Annotated in this window: 8 protein-coding genes; 2 read left to right on the top strand and 6 right to left on the bottom strand. The window is 34.0% G+C overall.

Features of this window, described 5'->3' with window-relative positions:
* The first annotated feature begins 485 nt into the window (after positions 1-485).
* Positions 486-1,184, top strand: a complete 699-nt coding sequence (locus tag QZV03_RS10780; protein WP_296876690.1) for a thymidylate synthase — start codon at positions 486-488, stop codon at positions 1,182-1,184.
* Between the two features lie 3 nt (positions 1,185-1,187).
* On the opposite strand, the gene QZV03_RS10775 is transcribed toward QZV03_RS10780, so the two are convergent.
* From QZV03_RS10775 to rbr (QZV03_RS10750), 6 genes are all read right to left on the bottom strand, one after another.
* Complete coding sequence (locus QZV03_RS10775) at positions 1,188-5,732, bottom strand: C1 family peptidase (RefSeq protein WP_296876688.1); 4,545 nt, start codon at positions 5,730-5,732, stop codon at positions 1,188-1,190.
* Between the two features lie 208 nt (positions 5,733-5,940).
* Positions 5,941-7,350 (bottom strand): nicotinate phosphoribosyltransferase, encoded by a 1,410-nt coding sequence (locus tag QZV03_RS10770; protein ID WP_296876686.1) that lies wholly within the window; start codon positions 7,348-7,350, stop codon positions 5,941-5,943.
* Between the two features lie 64 nt (positions 7,351-7,414).
* Positions 7,415-7,780, bottom strand: a complete 366-nt coding sequence (locus QZV03_RS10765; RefSeq protein ID WP_296876684.1) for a zinc ribbon domain-containing protein — start codon at positions 7,778-7,780, stop codon at positions 7,415-7,417.
* A 43-nt stretch (positions 7,781-7,823) separates the two neighbouring features.
* The gene (gene rbr, locus QZV03_RS10760) at positions 7,824-8,369 is read right to left on the bottom strand and encodes a rubrerythrin (RefSeq protein ID WP_296876682.1); all 546 of its coding nucleotides are present in this window, start codon (positions 8,367-8,369) and stop codon (positions 7,824-7,826) included.
* A gap of 29 nt (positions 8,370-8,398) precedes the next feature.
* Complete coding sequence (locus QZV03_RS10755; protein ID WP_296876680.1) at positions 8,399-8,731, bottom strand: hypothetical protein; 333 nt, start codon at positions 8,729-8,731, stop codon at positions 8,399-8,401.
* Between the two features lie 42 nt (positions 8,732-8,773).
* Positions 8,774-9,319, bottom strand: coding sequence for a rubrerythrin (rbr, locus tag QZV03_RS10750; protein WP_296876678.1), 546 nt, complete (start codon positions 9,317-9,319; stop codon positions 8,774-8,776).
* 206 nt (positions 9,320-9,525) lie between these two features.
* On the opposite strand from rbr (QZV03_RS10750), the gene QZV03_RS10745 reads away from it, so the two are divergent.
* A complete protein-coding gene (locus tag QZV03_RS10745) occupies positions 9,526-11,079 on the top strand; it encodes an IS1182 family transposase (protein ID WP_296876676.1) in 1,554 nt (517 codons plus the stop codon).
* Positions 11,080-11,143: the final 64 nt, after the last annotated feature.

Below are 11,143 nucleotides of genomic sequence, written 5' to 3'. Positions count from 1 at the left end.
ACTGCTTTTAAATTAAAAATAAAGAAAAAATAGAACGAAAAAAATTTGTGACTCAAAAACTAGCGCAAATTCAAATCACACAAGTTTTTGAAAGAGACTAAAAATTTTATTTAACATATTCAAATGTATATATTTCTAAAATAATTATATACAACATTGATACTTTTTAAAATTTTTTGTAAACGATTAGAAAAAAAGTTAATATTTTAGAACAAATTATCTGAAATAAAATTCAAAAAACAAAATTTTTAAAGATTAAACTAAAAATTCAGAATTATAAAAATCAAACAAATAATTATCCAGTTTTATCAAAAATTTTAAAAATCTATCAAACTGTACAATTATTAGAAAAATTAATATACAAAACTGCTTTTAAACCATATTATTAAAAAATAATCAAAAAAATAACTTACCGCAAATTGATTAAATAATATTATATACCTTTCAAAACATAATTTTAATTAGTATAAAAGGTGCGATTTATTATGTTAACAATTAACCAATGCTACTTAGATTTTGTTGATAAAATCTTGAAAAGTGGAAAAGAAACATATAAGGACTCAAATCATCATTTGGTCGAAAGTTTAGGAAATTTCTATATAATCGATGATCCATTCAACTTAAAATTCAGAGCTAAATATCAACACTACACTCCAGACCAGTTACTGGATGACATCAAATCAGGAAAATTCGACATGGAAGGATGCCCTATAAAAAGCGATGCATTATACGAATATGTGAAATCCGCCGAAAACCCTGATGACCAGGGATTCGTATACACCTATCCAAATCGTATTTATGCCCACTTTGACGTGGACCAGTTCAATACCATGAAACAGAGAATATTGACTGCAACAGGTTCAAACCGTGCAGTGGCAGTTACAATTGATCCTCAACTGGATGCAGACCGTGAGGACATTCCATGCCTGCAGTTCCTTCAGTGCATTGTACGTGACAACGAATTGACAATACACTGCATTTTCAGAAGTAACGATATTTTTGGAGCATTCTACTCAAACATGTTCTTTATTGCATACTTAGGATTGAAAATGAAAGAAGAAGTCAATAAGGAAATCATGGGCGAAAAACTTAACTTTGGAGGAGTGCACTACCACTCAACCTCCGGACATATCTACAATACTGACCTTAAAGCCGCACGTAAATTAATTAAATCAAACAAATAAGGATTATTTTATCCTTATCTTATTTTTTATTGTCAATTTTCCATATTTTGAGGAAATTGTATATGTTCCTTTATTATATTTTTTGGTAATTTTCAAGGTTGCCTTACCGTACTTGTTTGTCTTAACCTTATAGGTCTTTCCCTTGAATTTGAAAGTGATTTTTTTGTTTTTCAGAATCTTTCCGTTTTTGTTTACAAGTTTAACTGTAAACTTGATTGTTTTTCCTTTTTTAACATTAATGTTTTTAGAGATGATTGTTGATTTGACAGTGATCTTATTTGATACCTTGAACCCTTTATACTCAGCAGTGATTGTGTATTTTCCAGGATATGTTGAAATTTTAATTGAAGCGTAACCTTTGCTGTCTGTAGTTCTGGTATATGTCCTGCCGTTTATGGTGAATTTAACCTTAACATCCTTTGCGATTTTTCCATCATCATCAAGGGCTTTAACCTTATAGTATTTTCCAGCACCATAATACATTGTCAATGCCTTATTTCCAGAGATTCTGGACACTACCTTAATATTCTGGCTTTTAATTTCACCAGAAACAGGATTGGTTATCTCAATTACATAGCTTGCAGGTTTCAAATCGATATCTAATTTCACAATACCATTTTTATCACTGGTCAATTCATAATTAGCAGAACCGATTTTTATTGTTACATCTTCATTGGCCAATGGTTTTCCATCACAGCCAATCAGTTTGAATTCATACTGGGAGTTGAGGGTTTTCACCTCATATCCTGAAACGATGGTTGATTTAAAATCAACGGTTGTGTTCACAGAGTATGGTTTGTACTCGTCGTCTCCCTCAAACCTGATTTCAATATTATACTTACCGGTTAAATTCAAATGGACAGAAGCTCTGCCGTTTTTGTCGGTTGTGTTCTGGAATACCTGATTGTTGATGATAAATTTAACTATATGATTCTTAATTAGAATCTTATTGTAGACATCGCTCAATATGACAGTAAAAGCACCTCCATGGTATAAATCCTGATTTAATAGTGATATCTGGGAGGTGTAATAGAATGGAAACTCACCTGACTGGTTTTTACATTCATAAATGTAGCTGTCCAAATAGGCAACAACCCTGTTTATTCCACATTTAAGGTTGTTAAAGCTGAATGTGCACTTTCCATCTGCAAGCTTTTGTTTATATACTTTATTGTCAATCAAAAGATAAGCATATTCATTGATAGGTTGTGAAAGCTCAACTGTAATATTAACGTTGTCACTAATCCTCATTGACATTTCAACATTGATTTTTGAAACGTTTACTGAGGAACTGGCACTGGATGAATTGTATTTATATGAATTGTCATTATAGCTGACTGATATTGAATTGTTTCCTGTTTTGGTAAATACATGGGTAATTTTGGCAATGCCGTTACTGACCTTTACAGTGGTGGTTTTACCGTCCATATTGAATGTGATCTCACCACTATCAACAGGATTGTCAAACTGATCATTAACCAGAACCTCAATGTCTACAGGATTGTTTGCATTCTCAGATACAATGATTTGCAGTTTGGTGTTGATTTGTGAAACAGTAATCAGTTTAGATGTTTTAGATGAGTTGTAAATGAAACTGTCATCATAATAATATGCTGAAATGTTATTTACTCCAATGTGAGTAAATATATTGGTAAAATTGGCCTTGCCGTCAACAACATTCGCTGGATATTCGGTTCCATCAACGACAAAAATCACATAACCGCTGCCTACAGGTTTTCCATTTTCATCAGTGACATTTGCAGTTATGATTATCGGATTATATTCGCCTGTTTGATTAAGGGAAATCACAGTTTCATAGAGTGAAACAATAATGGTTTTAGTTACATTAGACCTGCCGTATAAATAATCACCGACATAGTATGCGGTAATGTTATTCATTCCCAAGTTGGAGAATGTATAATCTATGGCAGCTATTCCATCGACAATGCTCACAGTATGGTTCTTTCCTTCAATATTGAATATCACGTATCCATAGTTTAACACATTGCCGTCAGCATCCCTTACAACTGCTGAAATGTTTACAACATTATGTTCGCGAACCTCATTGAAAGTTATTGTGGTATTGATTTTGTCATTTGCAAATAGGATATAGTTTGTTGAACCCAAATAACCTACAGTGCTGAATGTTGCAGTGAAGTTATTTATGCCCTCAGCAAAGTGGACACCGGATAATCTGGCAACTCCATTGTTGAGGCTGACATAATACTCAGTACCGGACACATTGAATATGACAGTTCCATATTTTACAGCATGGCCCCATTCATTAAAGACATTAGCCACTAAATCCAAAGAATCATGTCCAATGTTGTCAATATCCAGTTTAACAGAAGTGTTAATCGGATTTAATGTTGTGAATGCCTTTATACATGCCACTGCTGAATTATATGTGTGAGAAGTATAAGTCCAGTACAAATCATATAAATCCGCCCATTTAACCCCATCATAGCTTATGAATGAGGTGTTTTTCTTATAGTAATACTTGTTAAAGCTGACCTTTTCTGAAATCGGAACGCCAGCCTCCCTGTCAACTTTGATGTTGAAGACAACCTCAAACTCATCTCCAACATTTAAAGGAATGATTTCATTTAAATTGAAAGTGTAATAACCAGGATTTGTAGTTCCGCTTTGTGTGAGTTTTAATTTGTCATTAACATAGACGGAAAAGGTATAATTTGTCTTTTTATCAAACATTGTAGAAACTGCAGTGAGATACTCATTATCTGTTGCTGTAAATTTATTTTTATACCAAACAGAAGCGGAGGAATTATAAAAGAAATCTGATTTTCCCTGAACGTCATACTGGTAGTTCTTATCATATTTTATAGTGTCATTCAAGATAAAAGTAAATACTGAATCCACCTTACCGATTGGAACACAGGTCTTATCATAATATGACACATAGCCATAACCACTACCTCTCCAATTAGCTCCCCAACTGTTTTTAATAATCCATCCGCCTTTTCCAGGAGCTCCACTGAATTCCATGTTATCATCCCATCCGACAATTACGATAGCATGGTTTGCACTTTTATCTCCAGTGTAATACTGTTTACCATCTCCATCAAAAGCGGCATAAACAGGAGTATAAACCGCACCATATTTCATCAATGCCTTTTTGATTTCATCATTATCTGTGAAAGTGCTTCTTTGAATAAACATCACATTTTGAGCATGCATCAAACTATCCAATACCTTTGAAAATATGGTACCGACAATATAGGGATCATTTTGCTCAAGAACAGGTCCAAGCCAGCTTATAAGATAGTTATAACCTGATGAAGCATATCCTCCCTTATTGGTTTCCATATCCCATCCGTAATCACTGTAAAGTCCAAATAGATTTTTCATATTGGATTCGGACAAGTCATAATTATCCCCCAATGCCTTAATGATACATGATTCAAGTGTAGCTATTGTTGCAAATGCCCAACAGTTTCCATCATTTCCCTGATTTTTAACGGGAGTGACCTGTCCAAGTTCCCTCAAGTCATATCTTGATGGAATATCAGTAATTTCATCGGATACATAATTATACATGGTATAATTTCCATTTCCGATGAAACTAATGTCAAATGTTTCGCACAAATCGTCAATGCTTGAATACTCATTGTCTGTAATTGTTGAGTTAGAATTATAGAATGAGTATAGACTTGCCCTGACGAGAGGAATATTATCAATGAACCTGTTGTTGATGATTATATCATAATCTGCACCGTCAACAAACACACCGGCACCCTTATCCGCCTGGTTATTGACAATGGTTGAATCATACATCTTAAAGTTACCATACAATGAGTATACAACTCCACCGTCAGCACCTGCCTTATTGTTTCTGGCAGTGATGTTTTCCAGGGACAAGCTGGATCTGACAGCAGCGATTGCCCCACCGAATAATTTGGCAGTATTGTTGATAAAAACGGAATTTTTAATGTTTAAAGTACCGTCAATTATATAGATTGCTCCACCGCAAACCGCATCATTATTTGAAAATGTACATCCGTCCAATGTGATTTTAACCATATTGTCTCCACTCGGATAAATCACCGCACCATAGCTTTTGGAGGTGGAATTGGTAAAAATACAGTTTATTGCGGTAAATTCATTCTTCACTATAAATGTGGAATCAACAAAAGTCAAATTATAAAGGACAAGATTATCTGAAGAAGTGATTACTGCATTTTTCACAATAGTATCAGCAGGTGAAGCACCAATCATTGTAACATTTTTGAAAGATGCATCATTATTAAAATCATACACTCCACTGTCCAAATGATTAATTGAATCTGATTTAACCCTGTATGGAGTTAACTTCTGATAAGGATTGTATATTGAACCGTCACCATCATCATTATCAACTGATGCATCAAAATAATACTCATCACTGAGAATATCCTCACTGTCACTGGCCAACATGGTTTCATTGCCATTGGCAATAACAGTTTCATTGTTAGCTGCAAAACCTGTCGGTATGACAATTAAAAGCAATAGCAATATTGATGTTAATGCGATAAATTGTATTTTCTTCAAATAATTGTCCCCCATTATACCAATTTAAACACTAAAAATTGGTTAAATGTATAGAATATTAGTATTTAAGTTTTTTATGATATAAATAAGTATTCAATTTTATTTAAAAAATTTGAAAATTAATGTTACATACCCTCTTCTGACAGAGATTTAATTGAAATTCAAAATATTATCCTAAAAAAAGTAATTATATAATCAGAAGAACTGATTATAAATAATTTGAATATTTTAATGCCCTGTTTTTGATATTGGAAAATTTATCATCAATAATCAATTCCCCATTTTTGAAAACTGTCTGAAGAATGTCCTCACCTTCCCCATCGATAGGAATTGTTTTAAATGAATTGTTTTCCTGAATCAATTTGAATCTGCCTGTTTTGGATTTTTTACTTGAATCAAGGGGGTTTTTGAAAATGTCATGCCATTCACCATCACGCAACTGGGCAGAACATTTGAATGCGTTTCTTTGAGTGTCACGATTTACGGCAGTGTGGAGACCTCCACCCATACCGAATATTATGTTTTCGGCTGCCCAACCATTGGATTTCATTGCAAAGAGAATGTCCCTGATTTTTTGGTAGTTCAAACCGTCTCCCCACAGCAATCCGATATTGGAATCGAATACCTTATATCCTTCACTTGTTTTATAACTTCCAAAGCCTTCCTCAAGGATATTCAAACAGTCAATGGTTGTTGATACAGGCTCACCACTGTCAGGTCTGAAGACCACCTTGTTTCCCTCGGTTTTGAGGAACTTCAAAATGGCATCATTCAAATCAGATCCGTTCTTACCTGCCTCCATCAGGAAGTTGCGGTAGTTGTATGAATCGATGACCATGGAAAGTATTCCAGGCTTTGCATTTTCAATGACATTTAAAATCTGTGCAAATTCACCTTCAGGTCCAAGTGAAGTCATTACACTGTGTTCTGTTGCCTGAACTGAAAACCCATACAGTTCTGAATCATTGTAATAGTTTTCAGGTATTGTCAGTGCAGGAATTGTATCGGTACCACTGAAGTTGAGCAGATGGGCTGATCCGGAAAGCATTGATGATTCGGTTGAGGTTGCTCCACGGTATCCAAAATCATGAAGCATGAAGTTGAGGTTATCCTTTGAAGAACCTGTCACTTCCAGATAGAAGTTGCACAGCTTTCTTACCTCAGCAGACAATGTTGCAACGGTGGAAGGATACCAAACCTGCAGTAATAATGATTCAAGGTAGTTTACCAACCAATAGGATTCCTTGTCGGTGTTTTCAACGGTCATTAAAACATTGCTAACGTCAACAGGAGTACCTTCAGGAACTGACTTGATCTCAATTGGCAGGCACCCGTCGTGCTCATCCAAAATGTATTGCCAACCATCCTTGTTGAAAATATCTGGACCAATGTGAGCGGATATTAATCTATCGGCTTCATCTATCTTTTGTTGTGTTACTACCTGGCCTTCAAGATATTTTTTGAGAATATATTGCAGTCCGTAAAAAATTGTTTTGTTGAACTCAGCACCCACCCTACTTTCAAGGTATGAATAAATCTTTTCTGTGCCCTTTGGGTAGAAATAGTGATGAGTTACCTTGTAACTGTCTGTTAAAAGACAAATGTTGTTTTCAATCATAATATCACTTTTTTAAAATAGATATTAGATTGTCCTAAAATATAAATGTTGCGGAAAAAATGATTTAGATATTGATTGCATTATCATCTATCATATTAGCTGAACTGCCATCGTTTGAATTAATAGTTGCACCGCAGTTAGGGCAGAATTTCTCACCCTCCTTTAATGAACTTCCGCATTTTTCGCAATATCTGCCGGAAGAAGCAACCTTTTTCAAAATAACAACATTATCGTCAGACAGGAAATAGTACAGAATCGCACCAACCAATATAAAAATAAGCAGAACGATAAAAATCCAAAGTTTAAAGCCCTTCTTTCTTAAAACTGCAGTATCGCCCATATTGCTTTCAAGCACATAACCGCTGGCAATATAGCGCTCGATTGCCTCATCAAACTCCTTTTGACTTTGGACTGTAACTTCAATTTCCATCTAATCACATGTGATGTTTAAAAAAAAAGAAAAGAAAAAAGATCTAGATGTAACTAGTATCTTGTTTTCTGAAGTGTGCTTGTGGGTGGTCACATAATGGACAAACTTCTGGAGCTTCTTTTCCATAATGGATGTATCCACAATTGTTACATTTCCATGCAATTTCTTCATCTTTTTTAAATACTTTGTCAGCTTTGATTTTGTCAGTTAAAGCGTTGTATCTGTCTTCGTGTGCTTTTTCGGTTGCACCTGCTGCATCGAATAAGTCAGCAATGTCATCAAAGCCTTCTTCACGTGCGGTTTCAGCGAACTCTTTGTACATTTCAGTCCATTCTTCGTGTTCGCCTGCTGCTGCATCTGCAAGGTTGGTTAAAGTGTCAGGCACTTTTCCACCGTTTAATAATTTGAACCAAATTTTAGCGTGTTCTTTTTCATTGTCAGATGATTCTTGGAAAATTTCTTTGATTTCTACGTAACCATCTTTTTTAGCTTGAGATGCGTAAAATTCATATTTTACACGTGCTTGGGATTCACCAGCGAGAGCTGCTTTTAAGTTTTCTTCAGTTTTAGTTCCTTTTAAATCTGCCATATTTTCATCTCCTAAATTAATAATAAATCTTACCAAGTAAGTACTTCTCTATCTATCTTTAAGTCTTCATATAAACAAAACGGTACGTTTTTATCCCCTTCAAATATCCTTGAAGCCAAATCCTCTTCATTGTCTGAAATCCTCTGCTTCAGCTCCTCATAGGCATTCCATTTGATTGAATGTTTCATGAACTGGTTTGCTGGAAATTCCCATCTGAGATTATCTCCCTGATAGTATTGCATAATGCCTTCGGCATATTTTTGAGCTTCAGGATCAAGCAAGTAATCCCCGTCAACCAATCCTCTTATGGTAACATCACGAAACTTGGGATGTCTGATTAAAAAAATAACCATCTTGTTCATTTTATCAGAAAAAATTAAAAATAAAAAAAAAGTTAAAAGAGCTTATTTAAAGTTGGTTGCTCTTTCTTCAAAGTGTGCTTTTGGAAGTCCACATACAGGACATTTTTCAGGTGCGTTAGGACCTGAGAATACAAATCCACAGTTTTCACATTTCCATTCGATTTCTTCTTCTTTGTTGAATACAGCATCGTTTTCAACATTTGCAAGTAAGGTTCTGTATCTTTCTTCATGTTCTTTTTCGATAGCACCTACTTTTTCGAATAAGAATGCAATCATTGGGAAACCTTCTTCTTTAGCGGTTTCTGCGAATTCTTTGTACATTTCTGTCCATTCTTCGTTTTCACCATCTGCTGCTGCGTTTAAGTTAGCAATTGTGTCAGGAATGTCTTCATCGTGTAATAATTTGAACCAGATTTTAGCATGTTCCCTTTCGTTTTTGGAAGTTTCCATGAAAATATCGTGGATTTGAACATATCCTTCTTCTTTTGCTTTAGCTGCAAAATATTGGTATTTAGTATGTGCTTGGGACTCGCCAGCGAAAGCTGCCTTTAAATTTTCTTCAGTTTTTGTACCTTTTAAATCAGTCATGGTATACATCTCCAATGAATATAGTATATTTTTTATAGTTTAAAAAGTTTATTGAAAAAATATCGAACAAAATTAAAATTTAAAAAAGAGGCTGACTCATAATTTTTGTGTTTAAATTTTTTTTCTTATTTTATTATCCTTTAATTTTATATACTAGGAAGTACAATCTATTATTAGAGTTAATTAACTTTTTGGTTGTGTTTTTTATGGTTTTGAGAGAGGATAAAATTGGTCAGCAATTATTAGTTCCTTTGGACTTAAGAGATTTGATTCCAAAAGATCATCCGTGTTATTTTATTCAAAATGTTGTTGATCAAATGGATTTTTCGAAAGTCGATGCAAATTATTGTTACAAAGCAGGCAAGCCTGCTTATTCTCGTAAAATGTTATTGAGACTTGTTTTAATGGGTGCTTTTGATGGAGGATTATCTGGAAGAGAAGTAGCTGCAAAAACAGCTACAGACGTTAGTTACATGTACTTAGCGGGCATGGAAAAACCAGATTTCCGAACAATCAACAGATTCAAAGTAGATCACGCAGAACTAATCGATGACGCATTTAAAACAACAGTATTAATGGCAAAAGAATTAGATTTAGTAAAACTCAAACACATAGCAATTGATGGAACAAAAATAAAAGCCAAAGCATCCATAAATAATTTAACCAATCAAGAACAAATAGATTTACTCAAAGACATCTTAAAAAAGAGTATTGAACTCGATGAAGAAGAAGATGAAATTCTCGGAGACGAATCAGGAAATTCCGTTCCAAAAGAATTAATTGACAAAAAATCCTTTGAAAAAATCTACAAAAAAGTAACTGAAAGTACAAAAGGAGATAGAAACGAATTCAAACTACGAAGAAGCAGTAAAAAACTTCTAGACCAAGCAAAGAAAGATAAAAACTCTGCCAAAAAAGTTTTGCAGAAAGTCGAAAAAATCGATTCAGAACTAAAAAAGACAACAAACGATGTAATCAGCATAAACGACCCTGAATCACGATGGATGCTAAATAAAAAAAGCAAATGGGAATTTGATTACAATTTACAAATAGGAGTAGACGAATACAAAGGAATAATCGTATCATCATCACTCACACAAAATCCAACAGACGTATTCGAACTAATACCTCAAATAGAACAAATAAAAGAAACATTTGGTGCTTTAGCACCAAATACACAAATTTCAGCCGACAACGGCTACTCAACAAACGAAAACATAGACTATCTAGCAGAAAACCACCTAGATGGCTACATATCAACCAGAAAACTCTCAAGAAAACTCAAAAAAATCAACAAAAAAGACAAACCATTTGGAAAAGACAAATTCACCTTCGATCACGAAAAAAACACATATATCTGCCCAATGGGTCAGATACTTGAAAACCAAAAAAGTTACAAAAACAACTCACGAATAGCATACTGGACAAACAACTGCAAAACATGCCCAAAACACCAAGAATGCTGTGGAAAAAGATACAATAGAATCATAACCGATTATGGAAATCCAAATAAAATAAAAATGCTCAGAAAAATGGAAACAGATTGGGCTCAAGAAATCTACAAAAAACGATCAAAAACAGCAGAATGGCCATTTGGAAATATAAAACAAAATCTAAAAGTAACAGAATTCAACACAACTGGACTAAAAAGAACACAAACAGAAGCAAAATTACTCGCAATATCACACAATTTAAAACGAATATACAACGAAACAATACAAAACGAACTCATACACCAAAACAACAAACAAAATACCTGAAAATAATAAAAATTAATGCAAAAAAATTTTTAAAAAATAATTAATTTTGAGTCGCCCTCAAAAA

Origin of the sequence: uncultured Methanobrevibacter sp. (assembly GCF_902788255.1) — an archaeon.
In the GTDB taxonomy this organism is placed as follows: Archaea; Methanobacteriota; Methanobacteria; order Methanobacteriales; family Methanobacteriaceae; genus Methanocatella.
Note: the sequence above shows the minus strand (reverse complement) of the source record. Positions and strands in the feature narration are given on the sequence as shown.

What these genes read in the sequence shown, in the direction of transcription:
- QZV03_RS10780 (WP_296876690.1), top strand. Translation starts at nt 486, where the DNA reads ATGTTAACAATTAACCAATGCTACTTAGATTTTGTTGATAAAATCTTG.
- QZV03_RS10770 (WP_296876686.1), bottom strand. Translation starts at nt 7,350, where the DNA reads ATGATTGAAAACAACATTTGTCTTTTAACAGACAGTTACAAGGTAACT.
- QZV03_RS10765 (WP_296876684.1), bottom strand. Translation starts at nt 7,780, where the DNA reads ATGGAAATTGAAGTTACAGTCCAAAGTCAAAAGGAGTTTGATGAGGCA.
- rbr (WP_296876682.1), bottom strand. Translation starts at nt 8,369, where the DNA reads ATGGCAGATTTAAAAGGAACTAAAACTGAAGAAAACTTAAAAGCAGCT.
- QZV03_RS10755 (WP_296876680.1), bottom strand. Translation starts at nt 8,731, where the DNA reads ATGAACAAGATGGTTATTTTTTTAATCAGACATCCCAAGTTTCGTGAT.
- rbr (WP_296876678.1), bottom strand. Translation starts at nt 9,319, where the DNA reads ATGACTGATTTAAAAGGTACAAAAACTGAAGAAAATTTAAAGGCAGCT.
- QZV03_RS10745 (WP_296876676.1), top strand. Translation starts at nt 9,526, where the DNA reads ATGGTTTTGAGAGAGGATAAAATTGGTCAGCAATTATTAGTTCCTTTG.